The 19,822-nt window shown below is 48.4% G+C and carries 19 protein-coding genes and 1 tRNA gene; 12 read left to right on the top strand and 8 right to left on the bottom strand.

The features are described 5' to 3' along the window. Positions 1 to 9 precede the first annotated feature (9 nt). Together BRW83_RS03305 and BRW83_RS03300 are read right to left on the bottom strand one after the other, a co-directional pair. Positions 10 to 366, bottom strand: coding sequence for an Hpt domain-containing protein (locus BRW83_RS03305; protein WP_005881566.1), 357 nt, complete (start codon positions 364 to 366; stop codon positions 10 to 12). Then, positions 356 to 2,971 (bottom strand): response regulator, encoded by a 2,616-nt coding sequence (locus BRW83_RS03300; RefSeq protein ID WP_145815005.1) that lies wholly within the window; start codon positions 2,969 to 2,971, stop codon positions 356 to 358. Before BRW83_RS03300 ends, BRW83_RS03305 begins: the two co-directional genes overlap by 11 nt. Before the next feature lie 226 nt (positions 2,972 to 3,197). Between BRW83_RS03300 and dtd the strand changes: the two genes are divergently transcribed. The 12 genes from dtd to BRW83_RS03240 all read left to right on the top strand — a co-directional run bounded on the left by dtd (position 3,198) and on the right by BRW83_RS03240 (position 11,212). Next, positions 3,198 to 3,644 (top strand): D-aminoacyl-tRNA deacylase, encoded by a 447-nt coding sequence (gene dtd / locus BRW83_RS03295; RefSeq protein WP_005881569.1) that lies wholly within the window; start codon positions 3,198 to 3,200, stop codon positions 3,642 to 3,644. A 70-nt stretch (positions 3,645 to 3,714) separates the two neighbouring features. Then, positions 3,715 to 4,350 carry a YbhB/YbcL family Raf kinase inhibitor-like protein gene (locus tag BRW83_RS03290; RefSeq protein WP_005881570.1) on the top strand — a complete coding sequence of 212 codons (636 nt, stop codon included), beginning with the start codon at positions 3,715 to 3,717 and terminating at the stop codon, positions 4,348 to 4,350. 4 nt (positions 4,351 to 4,354) lie between these two features. Next, positions 4,355 to 5,020 (top strand): histidine phosphatase family protein, encoded by a 666-nt coding sequence (locus tag BRW83_RS03285; protein ID WP_005881571.1) that lies wholly within the window; start codon positions 4,355 to 4,357, stop codon positions 5,018 to 5,020. Between the two features lie 65 nt (positions 5,021 to 5,085). Further along, positions 5,086 to 6,060, top strand: a complete 975-nt coding sequence (gene dusB, locus BRW83_RS03280) for a tRNA dihydrouridine synthase DusB (RefSeq protein ID WP_005881572.1) — start codon at positions 5,086 to 5,088, stop codon at positions 6,058 to 6,060. 73 nt (positions 6,061 to 6,133) lie between these two features. Beyond that, positions 6,134 to 6,367, top strand: coding sequence for a helix-turn-helix domain-containing protein (locus BRW83_RS03275; RefSeq protein ID WP_036603151.1), 234 nt, complete (start codon positions 6,134 to 6,136; stop codon positions 6,365 to 6,367). A 46-nt stretch (positions 6,368 to 6,413) separates the two neighbouring features. Further along, a complete protein-coding gene (gene purH, locus BRW83_RS03270) occupies positions 6,414 to 7,979 on the top strand; it encodes a bifunctional phosphoribosylaminoimidazolecarboxamide formyltransferase/IMP cyclohydrolase (RefSeq protein ID WP_005881574.1) in 1,566 nt (521 codons plus the stop codon). 51 nt (positions 7,980 to 8,030) lie between these two features. Next, the gene (gene ruvC, locus BRW83_RS03265; protein WP_005881575.1) at positions 8,031 to 8,576 is read left to right on the top strand and encodes a crossover junction endodeoxyribonuclease RuvC; all 546 of its coding nucleotides are present in this window, start codon (positions 8,031 to 8,033) and stop codon (positions 8,574 to 8,576) included. A 36-nt stretch (positions 8,577 to 8,612) separates the two neighbouring features. Beyond that, positions 8,613 to 9,194, top strand: a complete 582-nt coding sequence (gene ruvA / locus BRW83_RS03260) for a Holliday junction branch migration protein RuvA (protein WP_005881577.1) — start codon at positions 8,613 to 8,615, stop codon at positions 9,192 to 9,194. 23 nt (positions 9,195 to 9,217) lie between these two features. Then, positions 9,218 to 10,285: a Holliday junction branch migration DNA helicase RuvB gene (ruvB, locus tag BRW83_RS03255; RefSeq protein ID WP_005881579.1), complete on the top strand. Its 1,068-nt coding sequence runs from the start codon at positions 9,218 to 9,220 to the stop codon at positions 10,283 to 10,285. Beyond that, a complete protein-coding gene (mutT, locus tag BRW83_RS03250; RefSeq protein ID WP_005881581.1) occupies positions 10,282 to 10,734 on the top strand; it encodes an 8-oxo-dGTP diphosphatase MutT in 453 nt (150 codons plus the stop codon). The genes ruvB and mutT overlap by 4 nt, the downstream gene beginning before the upstream one ends. A gap of 30 nt (positions 10,735 to 10,764) precedes the next feature. After that, positions 10,765 to 11,076 (top strand): antibiotic biosynthesis monooxygenase family protein, encoded by a 312-nt coding sequence (locus BRW83_RS03245; RefSeq protein WP_005881583.1) that lies wholly within the window; start codon positions 10,765 to 10,767, stop codon positions 11,074 to 11,076. A gap of 49 nt (positions 11,077 to 11,125) precedes the next feature. Next, positions 11,126 to 11,212, top strand: a tRNA-Leu gene (locus BRW83_RS03240). Positions 11,213 to 11,428: 216 nt separating this feature from the next. On the opposite strand, the gene BRW83_RS03235 is transcribed toward BRW83_RS03240, so the two are convergent. The 6 genes from BRW83_RS03235 to BRW83_RS03210 form a co-directional block, all read right to left on the bottom strand. Then, complete coding sequence (locus BRW83_RS03235; RefSeq protein WP_005881585.1) at positions 11,429 to 13,612, bottom strand: malate synthase G; 2,184 nt, start codon at positions 13,610 to 13,612, stop codon at positions 11,429 to 11,431. A 437-nt stretch (positions 13,613 to 14,049) separates the two neighbouring features. Continuing rightward, entirely contained in the window at positions 14,050 to 15,288 is a 1,239-nt protein-coding gene (locus BRW83_RS03230) for a hypothetical protein (RefSeq protein ID WP_005881587.1), read from the bottom strand. Between the two features lie 292 nt (positions 15,289 to 15,580). Then, positions 15,581 to 15,961 carry a Lar family restriction alleviation protein gene (locus tag BRW83_RS03225; RefSeq protein WP_036603156.1) on the bottom strand — a complete coding sequence of 127 codons (381 nt, stop codon included), beginning with the start codon at positions 15,959 to 15,961 and terminating at the stop codon, positions 15,581 to 15,583. Positions 15,962 to 16,070: 109 nt separating this feature from the next. Beyond that, complete coding sequence (locus BRW83_RS03220) at positions 16,071 to 16,256, bottom strand: hypothetical protein (RefSeq protein WP_005881589.1); 186 nt, start codon at positions 16,254 to 16,256, stop codon at positions 16,071 to 16,073. Positions 16,257 to 16,444: 188 nt separating this feature from the next. Further along, positions 16,445 to 18,688, bottom strand: a complete 2,244-nt coding sequence (locus tag BRW83_RS03215) for a RelA/SpoT family protein (RefSeq protein ID WP_005881591.1) — start codon at positions 18,686 to 18,688, stop codon at positions 16,445 to 16,447. Between the two features lie 43 nt (positions 18,689 to 18,731). Continuing rightward, a complete protein-coding gene (locus tag BRW83_RS03210) occupies positions 18,732 to 19,682 on the bottom strand; it encodes a CobD/CbiB family protein (RefSeq protein ID WP_005881593.1) in 951 nt (316 codons plus the stop codon). Between the last annotated feature and the right edge of the window lie 140 nt (positions 19,683 to 19,822).

Genomic DNA, 19,822 nt, shown 5'->3' with positions numbered 1-19,822 from the left:
AACATTCAACTAGTCTAAACGATTTACACAGGAAACAACTTTTTCGTATTCTTCTGCCACTCTGGAAAAGGCAATTCCGATATTGTCCTTGTCGTAATGATCGGATCTGACAAGATTGACCACTTCCGCACTCAGGTCGGACAAATATTGAAATCCGAGATTGGCGGCAATTCCCTTCAACGTATGCGCGGACCGTTCAACATCGCCATAACGCTTGTCACCAACAGCGGCATCCAGTTCCTCAAAAGTCTTGTCATTGGGGAATTTTTTCACAAACCTTTCCAAAAGCATCGCATTATTGGAGAACCGGTTCAGGGTCATTTCATAATCGACTCCTGCCAGTTCCAGTGCATCTTTAAGATTCATATTCCATCTTCTCCAGTTGTCCAGCGATCGTTCGATACAATAAGTCCATATCAACGGGTTTGCCCAAATGACCGTTCATACCTGCCGCTTTGGAAGCAGCAATATCGCTGGCGAAAACATTTGCCGTCATGGCAATGACAGGTATGGATTTTGCATCATGACGATCCAGACAACGAATTGCTTTCGTTGCTTCATAGCCATCGCAATAAGGCATTTGGATATCCATTAATATAAGATCATATGTTTCCGGAAAGGAATTGGCAAACTTATTGACAACTTCAATCCCATCTTTTGCAATATCGACTTTCGCGCCTGCCTGTTTTAGCAACTCTGTCATGATTTCCTGATTCAAATCATTATCTTCTGCGACCAGAATCCTTTTATCAGCCAAAACCTTATCGATATTCCGTTCATGTATGGGCGAATGTGTCTTGTACGATACTGAAACAAGTGTCTGGTAAATGGATGAAGAGAGCATGGGTTTGGAAATGAACGCATCGGCGCCGGCTTCACGAGCCTCTTTTTCTATATCCGACCAGTCATATGCACTGATGATGATAATCAGGGTGTCCGGACCCAGTTTTTTTCGTATTTGCCGGGTTGTTTCGATCCCATCCATTTCCGGCATCTTCCAGTCGATAAATACGACATCGTAATCATCTCTGCCGGAATGGGCATCAACGACCTTTGCAATCGCATCATTACCCGACATCACCCACTCTGCCGACATTCCCATCCTGTCAAGGATGAGGGCAGTGTGTTCACATGTATCCATATCATCGTCGACAACGAGTATTTTGAGTTTTTCAATATCCAGTCGCTGTCTGGAGTGTTTTTCGCCAGATGTACCGAAACCGATATCCACTGTGAAAATCGAGCCTTTGTCCACTTCACTCTGGACATTGATGGCGCCATCCATCAAGGTAACCAGATTGCCTGTAATGGGCATCCCCAGTCCGGTCCCTTCCACCAGCCGTGTCGTTCTGGTTTCCTGTTCAAAGGGCGTGAATATTTTCTCGATGAATTCAGCACTCATGCCACACCCGTCATCCGAAATGGTAAAACGTAACCAGACACGACTGTCGAAACGTTTCTTCATCTCTTCAATCCTGAGACGGATATGTCCTTTTTCCGGAGTGAATTTGACCGCATTGGAAAGAATGTTGATCAGTATCTGATTGGTCCTCAATACATCACCTGTCAGGCATTCGTGGCTGACATTGACGTTGATTTCAAACTCCTGTTTCTTGAAAGCCGCCTGTGGATAAATGATGGAACCGATATTCGAAATCAGATCGGAAAGCTCGAACGGTTCATATGTCAGGGTCAGTTTGCCACTTTCGATTTTGGACATGTCCAGAACATCGTTGATCAGCATCATCAGGTGGCGCGATGAAAACGCAATTTTGGAAAGACAGTTTTCAATTTTCGACCGGTCATTCAGCGCGGTTGTCGCAATGGCAGTCATTCCGATAATGGCATTCATCGGAGTCCGGATCTCATGACTCATTCGCGAGAGAAACGTGCTTTTCGCATTATTGGCATTCTGTGCATTGACCAGTGCATCTTTAAGCACTTCCTGCGTTTTGCGTATTTCTGTCAAGTCGGAAATCACCAGAATATAACGATCACCAAAATCGTCAGCTTTCTCGCGAACCGGATACAGACTGGCCAACATCCAGCAAACCTTGCCAGAAATGGGGTTTTTAAGGCGCACTTCATGAGTGACCGGTTCCTTTAAAGAATGCACACCCAACATTTCGGAAACTGGATTGGCATCTTCGGAAACACACAAATCGGATAATTGCTGCGGAGTCTGTCGCAAATCCCTGTAATCTATTCCCAGAATACGTTTTGCGTTATGTGAAACGTATTCGACCATTCCGGACCTTGAATTGAAAAGAATGAAAACATTCTCGACATTTTCCGCAATGATTCTCAGAATATTGTCATGAAACTGTCGTTCCCTGAAATTTCTGGCAGCCCTACGCTGTAAAAGCAAGGCCAGACCGACAATCAGCAATAGCAGGGACACGGAAACAACAATGCTGAAATAAACGAAAAAAGCGGATTTTTCCGCTATTTCCCGTCTTTTTATTTTCGTGAAGTCGACAATTTTCAATATCTTCCTGTCAACATCGACGTAATATTTCGCCATTTCACCATAAATATAATCATTGAGACTGGCATTTCCGGCAGCCATCGAAAGAACCTTGTCCTGACGGGAATACAGTTCTTTCAATGCCGTCTTGATATCCGTGACATTTTCTGGAGGCCCCAGAAAATTGGAAGCGAGATAGGTCAGGTTTTTTTCAACTTCGTTTTTGCCTTTAGCCAATTCCTGTTTGACCAAACGGATATTTTTCGCCGAAGTATCGCTCGTCAATCTTCCCAGTGCCACTTCCATGTGAGAAATATTTTTTCTCATTTCATGAGAATTGGAAGTAATCTCCAGAGGATATTTGTCATGAATATCCAGATTTTTATTCAGAGTAAAGGCACTGAAGATAAAAACGGCAGAATAAACGACGGCAAACACAATCGCGCTGATCACGGCTATTGTGCCGTAGAAATTCTGGCCGTCGATTCTTGAATGTTTCAACATTTGATATGTCCTCGCCATCAGTCTGGCAAGAAAACTTCAGAACAAGTTCGGAAATAAGCTTGATCACATTATACTTTAACTTCATATTTACCGCAGGCAAGTTTTTGAATGTTTTACAAAAATCATCTCAACTCATCCATTCTGAAAACACTCTTTTATTTTGATGATGTTTTACTTTGCTGATTGTAAAATTCATCATTTGATTTTCCATTTATGAGGATGATGCATGATCTCTCTGCTACAACGCGTCAGCCAGGCCAGTGTCACGGTCGACAATCAGGAAATCGGACATATAGGGAAAGGTCTTCTCGTACTTTTGTGTGCCGAAAAGAACGATACGGAAAAAGAAGCTGATGTTCTTTTGAACCGCTTGCTCGGCTATCGTGTCTTTTCGGATGAAAACGATAAAATGAACCTGTCAGTCACAGCTATCGGTGGCGAACTGTTGATCGTTCCCCAATTCACGCTGGCTGCCGATACAAAATCGGGAACGCGACCGTCCTTTTCTCCGGCTGCCCCTCCCGATATCGGGAAAAAACTGTTCGACTATTTCGTCGCACAGGCAAAACTGAAATTGCCCGGCATTCAGACAGGCCAGTTTGGAGCTGACATGAAAGTGTCGCTGACCAATGACGGGCCGGTCACGTTCTGGCTGGATACATCCCGAAAATAATTCAGAAATCCGCTGTCATCTGGCAAAATAACGCTATCTCTTTTTTACCATCGGACTATCAGGAGCTAATATGAAACTCTGGAGCAACTCTTTTCAGGATGGTGCAGTCATTCCGTCACAATTCGCTTTCTGTAAAATCGACCGGGCTACGCATGCCGCCATGTCGGACAATAAAAATCCCCACCTCCAATGGAGTGATTTGCCTGCTGGCACCCGCTCACTCGTGCTGATATGCCATGATTACGACGTTCCGTCCAAAGGGGACGATGTTAACCAGGAAGGCAAAACCGTTCCTGCCAATCTGCCCCGCGTGGATTTCTATCATTGGGTGATGATCGATCTGCCCGCTTCAATGAATTCCATTTCCGAAGGCGAATATTCCAACGGCATTACCGCCCGTGGAAAAAACGGCCCGGACACACTTCATAGCGCCCGTCACGGCATTAACGATTACACAGGATGGTTTGCAAGCGACAAGGATATGTCCGGCGATTATTACGGATATGACGGCCCATGCCCTCCCTGGAACGATTCCATCCCGCATCATTACGTTTTCACACTTTATGCTCTGGATACGGACAAACTGTCCCTGTCAGACCGTTTCACCGGTCAGGATGTGCTCTCGGCCATGAAAGGACACATTCTGGACAAGGCCAGCATGACCGGCGTTTACTCCCTGAATCCTGACGTCAAGTTGCCAGCCTGAAGAAATGGATCAAGCGACTGACATCCTGATCATTCGTCATGGGCAAACGGCCTGGAACAAAAAGAAGCGTTTACAGGGACACAGCGATATCCCTTTGAATGAAGAAGGCCGTTTGCAGGCACTCACTCTAGCAAAAACCTTGCAAATTGAGCCGCTGGATGTCATTTTTTCAAGTGATTTGCAACGGGCACGGCAGACGGCGAATGAAATCGCCCGCTACCATCAATTGACTGTTCATACAGACCAGGCACTCCGCGAACGCTGCTATGGCATTTGTGAAGGAATGATGTCTGATGAAATCAAGGCGACTTACCCTGATTTGTATGAAGCATGGTACGCTGCCGATCCGGATCTTTTCTTTCCGGACGGAGAAAGAAAAACGGAAAGCCCGAGGCAATTCCATCACCGTGCGTCTGACGCCATTTTCAATGTCGCGGCGAGACATCCCGGTAAAAAACTGGCCATCGTCACACACTTCGGCGTCATCGAAACAGCATATCGTATTGCCCAAAACATTCCACTGGGAACACGGTGCCAAATGCCGGTCCTGAATACCAGCATCAACCGTTTCAGATTCACTGACGGAAAGCTTGAGCTGCTGAAATGGGGTGAGTCCGCTCATCTTGAAGAAGCCAGAAAACCGGCCGTCGATTATTACAAACATTTCTGACTTTCCATTTTGCCTGTTTTTTAGGCAAATCTTTTGATAAAATAATCCTTTTTTCCTTTCGGATCATGCAGATAGGCCCTTATACATTGAGCAACAAGCTTGTTGTCGCTCCAATGGCCGGTATTACAGATCGTCCTTTCCGCCAGCTGTGCAAAAAGCTGGGGGCCGGATACGCCGTGTCTGAAATGGCTGCGGCAAATCCCTTGCTGCGCAACACGCCCAAAAGCCGCAGAAGGATTATTCACGAGGGTGAAGTCGAGCCTCGTGCTGTCCAGATCGTCGGTTCCGATCCAGCCACGATGGCTGACAGTGCACGTTACAACGTCGATCAGGGCGCCCAGATTATCGACATCAATATGGGATGCCCAGCCAAAAAAGTCTGCAATAACTGGTGCGGTTCCGCGCTTTTGCAAAATGAACCGCTCGTCGGACAAATACTGGAGGCCGTAACGGATGCCGTCTCCGTCCCGGTCACACTGAAATTCCGTACCGGCTGGGACCGTTCGCACATCAATGCCCCTGAAATCGCGAAAATAGCCGAGTCGGCCGGAATCGCCGCCCTGACCTTGCATGGCAGAACCCGTGAAGATGCGTACCGTGGGATGGCCGAATACGATACGATTGCCGAAGTCAAATCGCTGGTATCCATTCCCGTTGTCGCCAATGGCGATATCGATTCACCCGAAAAAGCAAAAGCCGTTCTGGAAAAAACGGGGGCCGACGCCATCATGATCGGACGGGGTGCCCAAGGAAAGCCCTGGATTTTCCGCGAGATCGATTATTTTTTGAAAAATGACGCATTTTTACCACCTCCGGATTTCAATGAAATCCGGCAGATTATGCATGAGCATTTACAGGAACATTACGCTTTTTATGGCGAAGCTGTCGGAGTGCGTACCGCCCGTAAACATATCGGATGGTATGCAAAAAATCTTCCGGACGGGGAAAAATTGCGCAGTGCAGCCAACCACGCCCAAACATGCGAAGAACAAATAAATGAAGTCGATCGCTTCTTTATGACTCTACTTCAAGGCCTGTAGCGGTTACAATAACGTAATATTTGAAAATCTGATTGGCCGATGGGTGGCGAATCACCCGTCGATGGAAATAGACATGAGCAAAGAGCACATTCAGGATGTCGTCCTGCAAAGTTTACAGGAATATTTCAAGGATCTGGACGGTCAGAAGCCTACCGACATTTATAACATGATCATGCACACGGTTGAAAAACCGGTTCTGGTTGCGGTCATGGCTCATGCAAGAAACAATCAGTCCCATGCAGCCGAAATACTCGGCATCAACAGAAACACGCTTCGTAAAAAACTGCTTGAACACAAATTGCTTTAAAACCGTTTTTCGGGCTTAACCTCCATCGTTATTTACCACACTCATCATGATTCAATCTGCTCTGATATCCGTCTCCGACAAAACCGGACTTGTCGAATTTGCCAAAGAACTGGCTGCAATGAATGTCTCCATTCTTTCCACTGGCGGAACAGCTGAATTGCTTAAAAAGAACGGCATTGCCGTGACTGAAGTCGCCGATTACACCGGTTTCCCTGAAATGATGGACGGTCGCGTCAAGACCCTGCACCCGAAAGTTCACGGCGGCATTCTGGCCAGACGCGATATGGCTTCCCATATGGACGCTATCGCAAAACACGGCATCAACACGATCGATATGGTAGTCGTCAATCTGTATCCCTTCCAGCAGACGGTTGCAAAAGAAGATTGCACGCTGGAAGATGCGATTGAAAATATCGATATCGGCGGCCCTGCCATGCTTCGCTCGGCCGCCAAGAATTACAAGGACGTCGCTGTCGTATGCGACCCTGCCGACTATGCCGATATCATTGCTGAAATGAAAAAAAATGACGGCAGCCTGTCGACAGACACCAAATTCGAATTGTCGAAAAAAACGTTTTCCCATACCGCACAGTACGATGGTGCAATTGCCAATTACATGTCCAGCCTGAAAGCGGACAAGAAACATCAGAACCGCAAAGCTTACCCTGAAATTCTCAATCTGCAATTCGAGAAAGTCCAGGACATGCGCTACGGTGAAAACCCGCACCAGTCCGCCGCTTTCTACCGTGAAAAAGATATCAAGCCGGGAACACTGGCCAGCTACCGTCAATTGCAGGGAAAAGAGCTTTCCTACAATAATATCAGCGATGCGGATGCCGCCTGGGAATGCGTCAAGAATTTCGACGAACCAGCCTGTGTCATCATCAAGCACGCCAATCCATGTGGTGTCGCTGTCGGCAAGGATTTGCTCGACGCATACCAGAAAGCCCTGCAGACCGATCCTGAAGCTGCCTTCGGCGGCATCATCGCGTTCAATGGCGAGCTGGATGCGTGCACTTCGGAAGAAGTTTCCAAACTCTTCGTTGAAGTCCTGATCGCCCCTTCTTTCACGGAAGAAGCGAAAGGTATTTTCAACCGCAAGAAAAACCTGCGCCTGCTGGAAATCAGTCTGGGCAAGAACACCAATGCGTTTGACATGAAACGTGTCGGCGGTGGTTTGCTGGTGCAATCACCTGACATCGTCGACGTCATCGCAACCGACCTGAAGATCGTAACCAAACAGCAACCGACTCCGCAACAGATGGCTGACATGCTCTTTGCATCCAAAGTCGTCAAATTCGTCAAATCGAACGCGATCGTTTTCTGTGGAAACGGCATGGCGCTGGGCATCGGTGCCGGCCAGATGAGCCGTGTCGATGCAGCCCGTACGGCTACCATGAAGGCCGAAAATGCCGGACTGTCGCTGAAAGGTTCCGTTGTCGCTTCCGATGCGTTCATCCCATTCCGTGACGGCCTCGACATCGTTGCCAATGCCGGTGCCACGGCGGTCATCCAGCCGGGTGGCTCGGTACGCGATCCTGAAGTGATCGCTGCCGCTGACGAACACGGCATTGCGATGGTCTTCACATCAATCCGCCATTTCCGTCATTGATGGATAAGGGATTTTCATGGCTGTGACACATCACATTTCGAGAGGTCTGCCATGAAAATCCTCGGTATCGACCCGGGTCTCAGGACAACCGGTTTCGGGATCATCCACAAAAAAGGAAATTCCCTTGTTTATATTGCCTCAGGCACGGTGAAAACACCGGCTGAGGCTGGTTTGCCTCTGCGTCTCAAGACGATCTTCGACGGTATTTCCGAAATTATTGCCGAGTATCAACCCGATTGTGCGGCCATTGAAAAAGTATTCGTCAACGTCAATCCGCAATCGACGCTGCTTCTGGGACAAGCCCGTGGTGCGGCGATCAGCGCCCTGGTCGCTTCCGAACTGGCCGTCTATGAATTTACCGCCCTGCAAATCAAGCAGGCCGTTGTCGGCCACGGCAAGGCACAAAAAAAGCAGGTTCAGGAAATGGTTCAGCGTCTGCTATCGCTTCCCGGCATTCCCGGAAGTGACGCAGCCGATGCACTGGGTGCCGCCATTTGCCACGCTCATGGATTCGATGCGATAAAAGCACTGGAAAAAGCAGCTGTTTTGAGCAATCAGAACACATTCCGTATTAAACGGGGCAGACTTATCCGGTAATATAAAGATCATTTAATTCATTTCTTCATACATCTCATGATTGGTCGCATACAGGGTATCTTGCTGCAAAAGAATCCACCACAACTGCTGGTCGATTGTCAGGGCGTCGGTTACGAAATCGACGTACCGATGAGTACCTTCTATAATCTGCCTGCTGTAGGCGAGAAAGTCACGCTGTTCACGCATCTGGCCATCCGTGAAGACGCTCATGTGCTCTACGGTTTCGGAAGTCTCGACGAACGCGCCCTTTTCAGGCAATTGATCCGCATTTCCGGTGTTGGTGCACGTACTGCGCTTGCCTTGCTGTCCGGTCTGTCGGTTAACGACATGTCTCAGGCGGTCGCCCTTCAGGACGCTTCCCGTCTGACCAGTATTCCCGGTATCGGCAAGAAAACGGCTGAGCGATTGTTACTGGAACTGAAAGGCAAACTGGAAACCGGTGCCCTGTCTGCCATTTCCAGCAGCGTCCAGAACGATGCAATGGCAGACATTCAAAACGCCTTGCTTGCGCTGGGCTATTCCGAGAAAGAAACGATACTGGCAATCAAACAGGTACCAAACGACTGTAGCGTTTCGGACGGGATTAAAATGGCACTGAAAGCCTTGTCCAAAGGCTGATTCAGACAAAACGGAATTCAGGTATGAGCATTCAAACGGACGACTTCAGCGAAAAAAGAATTATCGATGCCTCGCCCGCTTCTCCTAACGAGGAAGCGATCGAACGGGCCTTGCGCCCGAAATTGCTCAACGAATATGTCGGGCAACATAAAACACGCGAACAGCTCGAAATCTTCATTGCGGCAGCCAAAAAACGTAATGAAGCGCTGGACCATACCCTGCTCTTCGGGCCTCCCGGACTGGGCAAAACCACGCTGGCCCATATCATCGCCCGTGAAATGGGCGTCAATCTCCGGCAAACGTCCGGGCCTGTTCTGGAAAGGGCCGGCGATCTGGCCGCTATCCTGACCAATCTCGAAGCCAATGACGTGCTGTTTATCGACGAGATCCATCGTATGTCGCCAGTGGTCGAGGAAATTCTGTATCCGGCACTCGAAGATTACCAGATCGATATCCTGATCGGCGAAGGCCCTGCCGCACGATCCGTCAAACTGGACTTGCAACCGTTTACCCTGATCGGTGCAACGACTCGTGCAGGGATGCTGACCAATCCGTTACGGGATCGTTTCGGCGTCGTGGCACGGCTCGAATTTTACGATATCGACGACTTGACACGAATCGTGACACGAAGTGCCATGCTCCTGAAAGCGCCGATAGTCGAAGAGGGCGCCCGGGAAATCGCCCGCCGCGCCCGCGGAACACCCCGTATTGCCAATCGTTTGCTCCGGCGCGTCAGAGACTATGCTGAAGTCAAAGGCACCGGGAAAATCACGCACGACATGGCTGACGCCGCCCTGAAAATGCTCGATGTGGACCCGGTCGGATTTGATCTGATGGACCGGAAACTGCTGGAAGCCGTTCTGTTCAAGTTCAGTGGCGGCCCTGTCGGCATCGCCAATCTGGCGGCCGCCATTGGCGAAGAAGTGGATACCATCGAGGATGTTCTGGAACCCTACCTGATCCAGCAGGGATATCTCCAGCGCACTCCACGTGGACGTATCGCCACGACAGCAACCTATCGGCATTTCGGCATTGCAGCCCCTGCTGCCGATCCCAACGGCTCATTATGGGATAACAAGGAAACCAGGTGAAAAAAAACGATCCGATCGATGTCGCCGTCGGCATTCTGATGAAAGACAACGGCGATATCCTGCTTGCCGAAAGACCTGCCGGCAAACCTTATGAAGGGTATTGGGAATTTCCCGGTGGAAAAGTCGAGGCCGGAGAAACGATCGAAGAAGCACTCAAACGCGAATTCATGGAAGAACTGGGAATCGCCATCGCTTCAGCCGATCCATGGTGTGGTGTTGAATTCGTCTATCCCCATGCCCATGTTCGCCTGCATTTCTACATCAGCCATGACTGGAAAGGTGTTCCTCAAAGCCGGGAAGGCCAGAAATTCTCATGGCAGGGATCGATCCACGTCGAGCCCTTGCTGCCTGCAACGATCCCGCTCGTCAAGTGGATCGACGACATACGCTATCCGACAGCGTCAGGCTTGGCAAGTCAGCTTAATGCAGTCATCAGCACCCAATGTTAAAATAAATTCTTTTACGGACAGGAAAACAACATGATCCTTGAACTGGTCGACATTCTGATTCATCCCGGCAAGCAGGCCGAATTCGACAAAGCCATCGAACACGGCATCCAGGAACACCTTATCAACGCCAAAGGTTTCGTGGGTTACCAGATCAACAAGTGCCTTGAATCGCCTGAACGTTACGTTCTGATGAATTACTGGGCCTCGCTGGAAAACCATACCATCGACTTTCGTGGATCTCCGGCATTCCTCCAATGGCGTGGTGTAGTCGGCCCTTTTTTCGTCCGTCCACCAGTCGTGGAACATTTTACGATTTTAGACACAAAACTCCCTCAAAAATAAGCGTTTCAGTTGCTCTCCAGAGGCAAATCAGCGATAATGCTCAAGCGTTGCCGGGGTGGCGAAATTGGTAGACGCAGCAGACTCAAAATCTGCCGGTGGAAACACCGTGCCGGTTCGATTCCGGCTCCCGGCACCATAACGCTTGGCAATTTATTGATTCTACCTATTCAGCCTTGAAACAATTGTTTCGAGGCTTTTTTATTGTCCTTCCCATCCCTGTCGATATATTCCGGTTTAGCCAGGGCGACAGATTCTTCCGTGTATAAAAAAACAGCTTCCCGAACGAATCGGAAAGCTGTTCAATAAAACCTTGTGGAAACAATCAAATCCTGTTTTCACTCATTTCTTTACTTCACGAGCAACAACAGCACCTGAACTGTTCCTTGGCTCTCTGTCTCCAGTTCTGGAGCAGTGGATCGGTATAGCCGGATGGCTGTGACAATCCCTTGAAAACCAGATCGCAAGCAGCTCTGAATCCCGGAGAATGTTCGAGGTCTTCGGTCATTTTCCGGTATGTCGGATCATCGGCATTCTGCTGGTCGACCACGGCAGCCATTCTCTTTAAGGTATCCATGACCTGAGGAACGTTGGTGATGCCATGACGCAGCCAGCTGGCGATGTGCTGGCTCGAAATACGCAGCGTTGCGCGGTCCTCCATCAGGGCGATGTCGCGAATGTCAGGTACTTTGGAGCAGCCGATACCCTGATTGACCCAGCGAACGACGTAACCCAGAATACCTTGCGCATTGTTGTCCAGTTCCTGCTGGATTTCTTCAGCAGACCAGTTTGGCTGGTCGGTTACCGGAATGGTCAGAAGGTCGTCGAGTACGTTTACGAAAGGCTGTTTTTCCATTTCGGCCTGCGTCTTCTCGATATTGACCTGATGATAATGCAGCGCGTGCAGACAGGCTGCCGTCGGCGACGGTACCCATGCCGTATTGGCGCCCGCTCTCAGATGGTCGCCTTTTACGGCAATCATGTCAGCCATCAGATCCGGAGCGGCCCACATGCCCTTGCCGATCTGCGCCACGCCACGCATGCCGCATTCCAGTCCGACCTGAACGTTGTTGATTTCGTAGGCACTGATCCATGGCGTTTTTTTCATGTCGCCTTTGCGGATCATCGGGCCGGCTTCCATTGAAGTATGGATTTCATCGCCGGTACGGTCAAGGAAACCTGTATTGATGAATGCGAGACGCTGCGGGATTTCTGCAATGCAGGCTTTCAGGTTGGCACTGGTACGGCGTTCTTCATCCATAATGCCGATCTTGACGGTATTCGGAGCGATGCCAAGCAGTTTTTCAACCTTGTTGAACAGTTCGTTTGTGAAAGCCGTTTCTTTCGGGCCATGCAGTTTCGGTTTGACGATATAAATGGAACCGGCTCTCGAACTGATCTTGTTTTCCAGATCGCGCTTGACGATCAGTGTCGTGACAACAGCATCGAGAATGCCTTCGAAAATATCGTTTTCGTCTTCATCCAGTATGGCAGGATTGTTCATCAGCAATCCGACGTTACGGACAAAAAGGAGGCTGCGGCCCGGCAATGTGAATTTTTCACCATTGACGGACTGGTATTCGCGGTCCTTGCTCAGGCGGCGTACAAAAGTCGTGCCGTTTTTGGCAACGGATTCCTGCAAATCGCCCTTCACGACGCCCAGAAGATTCCGGTAAATGACGACCTTGTCTTCTGCATCGACTGCAGCGACAGCGTCTTCACAGTCTAAAATGGTGGTCGTTGCAGCTTCAAGAATGATGTCGCGTATACCGGCAGGATCATCCTTGCTGATCGGATCATTTTTATCGAACTGGAGATCGATATGCATGTAATTCTGCCTGAACAGCAAGGAAGCAGGATTTTCAGCGTCTCCTGTATAGCCTGCCAGCCATTCCGGCTGTTTCAGCGTTGTTTCGGAACCATCTTTCAGGACAACGGCCAGTTTTTTATCCTTGACATAATACCTGACCGCATCCAGATGAGAACCGGATACCAGCGGGATAAATTCATCGAGTTGTTTGCGCGCGAAAGCGATAACCTTGCGGCCTCTGACGGGATTGTATGCATTTCCGCGTGTGGCGCCATCTTCTTCGCTGATGGCATCGGTACCGTACAGAGCATCGTACAGGCTTGCCCAGCGGGCGTTGACGGCATTCAGCACGTATCGCGCATTCGTCAGGGGAACGACCAGTTGAGGGCCTCCCTGTGTGGAAACTTCGGTATCGATATTTTTCGGATCGATTCTGACGTCGGCGGGAACCGGCACCAGATATCCGATATCATTCAAAAATGCCTTGTAAGCGGACATATCCTTTACAGGGCCTGGATTCAGACGATGCCAGTTGTCCAGTTCTTCCTGCAAACGTTCACGCTCTGCCAGCAAAGCCCGGTTTTTCGGACCCATTTCATGTACGATGGAATCGAAACCGCGCCAAAATGTATCACTATCGATTCCCGTTCCGGGAAGTGCTTCTTCTTCAATAAAACGGTAAAGACTATCGGCTACCTGCAAGCGGTAGCATTTTGTACGTTCACTCATATAACGTTTCTCTTGTCCTAATCTGTGCGTGTTGACAACTCTATCGGTGCCATTCGCCCTGCGGTCAGCCTGGCAATTCTCACTGAATGGCTCATATATAAGCGCAAATAACAGGCGCAGACTCTTACTGCAGCTCTGTCCGGGCGGGCAATCATGCGTTGTCTGATGCAGTTGCCTAATGGCCCGTTTCAAACGCGTATTCTTGGTGTGAACACGACTTGTGCGCATAGAGAAGGGTTACTTCTTTTTACGGGTATATATGTTAGCAATAAAGTCCATCAATGACATACTATTTTTTTGTACAACTGTCCGCTTAATGCAATTAAACGGCCTCTTTCCGCCATGTTTCCAATAAAAAACTGTTTACTCGTTCAACTTTCTTATCTTTTACCGAACAAATTATCCAAAAGCAAATTTCATAAAACACATTCGGGCATTTATGACCATGCAAAGATATTTCTGCTACGCCTGTACTGAGCGATCACGACAATAATCAGAATCGGCAAAAGGCATTCCAGAAATTCTTCCTGCGAAGTCTGCAAGGCAACAAGCCATTCAGGGAAATGCATCTGATAGAGTTCAGTCAGCATGTTCAGGGAACGATCCAGTACCTTGGAAGTGACGAGCGTGACAAGAAACATGAGAATACTGACGGCATACCCTTCTCCGTCCCAAAGCGCTTTCCAGAACTTCTTTGTGTAATTCCAGACAAAATAAACCAGCATCCAGACAATTGGTAACAAAATGGCAATAGCCAGCAATTTGTCGGATACCGGAATCTGGCCGTTAAGCCAGAATTTGATTTTCAGGATGCTTTCACTGCTAACCGACTTATGCCAGTCCGCCTCCCGCATAAACATGTAAGCCAGCATGATAATCGTTGCCAGTTTCGTGGAAAAACGCGCCTGAATCTGGCCAAAAACAATGACAAGAATAGCGACCCCGTAAAAAAACAGGGTCAGATTTTCAACCGTGCCGTTTTCCTCAACGAATTTCAGCATATCGGCACTGGGCAATACGGCCCATACAATCAAAGCGGTTAAGGATGTCAGAATGACCAGATACAGGGAGAAGAGGGGAGATTCGACATATGTCGCTTTCCACTCATGCGATTCACGATATTGCAACACACCGACCATGACAAGTACTGGCAAAATACATTCAAGAAACTCTTCCTGAGCCGTGACAAGTGCTTTCAGCCATATATCGAACTGCCATCCCCACATCTCGGTCATCATGTTCAGGGATCGGTCGCATATCTTGGAAATGACAAGAACAGCCAGAAAAACGAAAATACTGACGGCATAAGCTTCCTTGCGCCAGAAGTCAGTCCAGACCTGTCGCGCATAATTTTTCAGGAAATAGTAGAGCATCCACAAAACCGGCACGAGAATAACGACAGCCCAGAACTTGTCTATCAGGGGAATTTCACCGGAAAGCCAGAATTTGATTTTTAAAATAGAGAGGCCGTTCAACCACTTGTGCATATCCGCTTCCCTCATGAACATATAGGCAAGCATGATGGATAGCGCAAATCTTGTCCGGACAAAAAGGACATTGCGCCCGTAATACAGAATGGCGGCTATCGCCACAACGTAAGCAACCAGAGTGACGTTTTCTACAGGGCCGTTTTCCTGGACGAAATAATCGACCATGTAGTGATAATCGAGAATCATCCAGCAAAAAAAGGCTGAAAGTGACGTAAGGATAGCAATACAGGCTGTCAAGTACGGAGATTTTAAAAGCTTCATTTTGAAAACTTTTTAGTGAATATGCACTAACAACAGAACATGTTTTTAGTACATATTTATGGAAAAGCTTAGATTCTAGTTGATTCCATCTCCGCTGTAAAAAATTATTATCCCTTACAAGATGTTACAAAACAGGCTTGCGAAAGTAGAAAAACCAATAACAGAAAAACCCTATTGGCTGATGAGCTTAATATATGCTGCAGCAAGACGGTGATTCTTAATGATTGTCAGAATTTTGCGGTTGCTTGCCACTCTGACTGGAATCGTCGTTTTTTGACGATATGGAAATACGGGAATTCCAGGTATAGGCGGACCAGGCTGTTGCACCACACTGGTCGCATGACGGTCCTGACGCGCCTCCTTGTGTACGCCATCCGTCAGGCAAGGCGTCGCCACCACAAAAAGGACACGGCAACAACTCGGCCTCTTCGTCAAATCCCCGCCATACGGCAACGAACATCTCCCTGAATTCCGCACAAGCGCCCAGGACGCCCTTGACAAACCTGATTCCAAAAATCAGAGGAAAATAGAGAGGCGAAACAAGAAGGAGAAACAAGCGTCTGAAAAAGACAGACTGGATATGGATAAGCGGAGGCATGATTGCAGACCTGAAAATGAAAGCGGATTATTTCAGATTCAATCCAGCTTAATAAAGGTGAAAAAGCCATCAATGAACGCCACGAAAATGACGTTCATGAGTGAAACAATCAATCAAGTTTACCTTTGTGTTTAAGCCATTTCATTGCAATAAATCCGAGAATGGCAGCAATCAGTAGCGCATCGAGAGCCCATTCCTGTATTCCCTCGGAAGAGAAATTGGTGTCAAACAACTTGTAAGACATGATTGCGCCGCCCAGAAGAAGCGTAGTCAAAAACAAATACAATTTTTTCATTATTATCCCAACTTTTCCTGTCTTTCGGTCGTTCCCTGAAATGACGGAAAACCGACCAATGCATCGTTTATTTCAATAGTTTAACAGTTAAACCTGTCTTATAAAAAAGTTTTCCCAAATCGGATGAAGAGCTTCGGAAAACGTGCTACTGAAATTCAACAAAAATGTGAAAATATCATATCTGCATTTCAATGACGCTTTACCTCGGTCACTCCATTGATTTCGCCAATCATCTGAAGCGCTTTTCCAAGGTTGTCCGTCGATGCGATCTCAGCGGTGAACGACATCCTCGCCTGACCCTTGTGGCTCTGCGTATGAACACCGATAACATTGATTTTCTCTCTCATGAAAATATCGGACACATCGCGCAACAATCCCTGCCGGTCATTGGCCAGAACGTAAATATCGACCGGATAAACCGTATCGGGTTCCGGAGTTCCCCATGCCGTCTGGATGACACGTTCGGGAGCCTTTTTTTCCATTTCCAGAAAATTCTTGCAGTCTTTCCGGTGAATGGAAACCCCTTTTCCTCGAGTTACAAAACCGACAATCGGATCGGGTGGCGCCGGCTTGCAGCATTTTGCCATCTGGGTCAAAAGGCCTTCCGTTCCGACGACCAGAATGCCCGACTTCGCTCCGCTGGCAACGCTTGACGACCGGCTCTTGCGAATAATATCGTCGTCCTGTTTCGTCTCCTTCGGTGTGTCATTGCCATGCAGAATCGCCTCGACATTGCGAAGATTCAGCTTGTCCTTGCCGGCAGCATAAAATAATTCTTCAACTTTGGAAAATTCCAGTTTGCGTGCGAGATCTTCCAGATTGACCGCCGTTTTTCCTTCACGCTGAAGCAGCTTTTCGATAATGCCGCGGCCAGATGCAACGGTTTCCTGATATTCGACCCCGTTGAACCACGCACGGATTTTTGCCTGCGTTCTGGGGTTGACGGAATACTCTGGATTCAACCAGTCACGGGAAGGACCGATATTGCCTGTCGCGCCCTTGGCAGTGATGATTTCGACTGTTTGTCCGCTTTTCAGTGGCGTAGAGAGCGGTACCATGACGCCATCGACCCTTGCGCCCCGGCAACGATGACCGACGTCACTGTGAACCTGATAGGCAAAATCAATCGGTGTCGCTCCCTGCGGCAAATCGATCACTCGCGCCTGTGGAGTCAGCACATAAATCCGGTCATCGAGTGTCGTTGCCTTGATCTTTTCAACCCATTCCTTATGAGCGTTGTCTTCATCGACAACGACATCATCCACTTCTGTCTTCCATGAGAGAAGCTGTCTCAAATACGAGATTTTTTCGTCATACTGCTGGGCAACGAAAGTCGAACCGCCTGTTTCCTTGTATCTCCAATGGGCTGCCACACCGTATTCAGCCAGCCTGTGCATTTCCTGCGTCCGTATCTGCACTTCGAAAGGTTGCCCGTTCTCGGCAACGACAACCGTATGCAGAGACTGGTAACCATTGGGCTTCGGACGGGAAATGTAATCGTCGAATTCTTCCAGTATCGGCGTCCACAATCTGTTGACAATATCCAGTACGGTAAAGCAGCTCTTGATGTCATCGACGATAATCCGCACGGCGCGCAAATCGTACATTTGCGAAAAATCGAGGGATTTTCCGCGCATCTTGTTATAAATACTGTAGATATGTTTCGGACGGCCATAAACTTCCGCCCTGATATCGACTTTTTCCAGCTCTTTTTTCAGGCGTTCGATCATGAGCCGGATGAATTCTTCCCGCTCGGTCCGTTTTTCTTCCAGACTTTTGGCTATGTTTTTATAAGCATCCGGTTCGATAAACCGGAAAGAAAGGTCTTCAAGCTCCCACTTGACCTGCCAGATGCCGAGCCGGTTCGCCAGTGGCGCATAAATTTCGAGTGTTTCCTTGGCATACTGGCGTCTGTCACTGGTATCTTTCTTGATCTTCGCCAGATATCGCAAGGAAGCCATTCGCGCAGCCAGCCGTATCATCACGACACGCATATCGGCAGCCATTGCCAGAAGCATTTTGCGCAAGGTTTCGGCTTGTGCCTTCCTGATCTGCGCAGCATTTTTTCCCTGGGCGATCTCTTCCAGATTGCCGGTGAGATCACGCAGTTTGAATAATTTGATGACGCTATCGACCAGATTGGATACTTCCACCCCGAATCGCGATTCTATTTGCGAGGCAATCTCCGGGTTATATCTTGGCAAAACAGCCAGCAAACCGGCACTTCGCGTCTGGGAATCCGTATTCAGTTCCGCCAGTATCAAACCGATGGCTTTCGAATAGTCAATTGCCAGCTCACCACTTTCAATATGGATATCACCATAGGACTCTTTGGCAAATACATAGGCTTCCATCACCTTTTTGCCGTCTTCAGGAGTAAGTCCCGCTGTCAGATGTTCGACTGCATCACTGATCAATACTGAAGAAACCATAATTAAACCTGTACCATTTTCAATTTCCTGCCCTTCTTTTCAGTCAGGCAAAGTTAAAAGCGATTGAAAAGAAAAACAACAATAGCAACCACAACAGTAAAGCCCGCCAGATCAAGCCGAGCGCGCTTTGCAAATATCTTATTTTCGGCTCTTCGCCCGGGAAAGACTCGGATTCATATCCCATCGTGACAAACGAATTCAGATCAACAAATGTCCCACGGATGGCCCGTTCAAAAGGTGTCCCGAGCTTGACACCCATCGCGCCGCCGGCGGATGCCAGCAATATGCCGATATTCCGGTTTTTCCAGCGTCCTGCAAAATTTCGCCATGCGTAAATCGCATCTTCAAAATTGCCGACTATTGCGAACGACAATGCCGTCAGCCTGACCGGTACCCAGTCGATCCAGTAAAATATTTTTTTTGCAAATAACCCGAAACTGTCGCTATCGTCCGGTTCATTCCAGCTTTTTTGCAAATAGGATGAAAACCGGTACAGTATTGCACCTGCAGGACCGAATGGCAAAACGAACCAGAAAATAATGCCGAAAACATCCTTCTGGACGCTGATCAACGCTTTTTCGATCGCCATACGGGTAATATCAGCCGTGTCCATTGCCGACGCATCGCAATCACACCATTCTCCAAGCAAATTTCGTGCCTGCATTTGTTCTCCGTTTAACAGAGCCATCTGTATGGCTGAAAAATAATGGTTGTAATTTCTGAATCCCATACACAGATACAGGATAAGAATACTCCACAGCAGGCCTAAAAGAGGATGAATCAGCTGGCAAATCCAGTACACCATCAATACCGGTATGGCGAGCATGGCATTGGCGACAATCCAGCCCAGACAGCCATGATGCGACGTTCCCGTATCGCACCAGGATCTGACATGTGCACCTGTCGCGCGCAACAGGGCCAAAAAAAGATTATTTGTACGCATTGGCCGAAAGTGGTCAATGAGCAATGCACAAAGAATCGAGAAGAAAAACATGGGAATCCAGAAAAAGCCGACCTGTCGATACATTAACCGAGCCGGTCATTGGAATCAAACCTGACCATCTTTCCGGCGCCTGAAAAACGTATTGGCAAACTTGTCGAAGCCAGCCAATATCGCCATTCTAATGCCAGTTT

This window comes from Oxalobacter formigenes, assembly GCF_002127965.1.
In the GTDB taxonomy this organism is placed as follows: domain Bacteria; phylum Pseudomonadota; class Gammaproteobacteria; order Burkholderiales; family Burkholderiaceae_D; genus Oxalobacter; species Oxalobacter formigenes.
The sequence above is the reverse complement of the archived record's forward strand: the minus strand, read 5'-3'. Positions and strand labels throughout refer to the sequence as shown.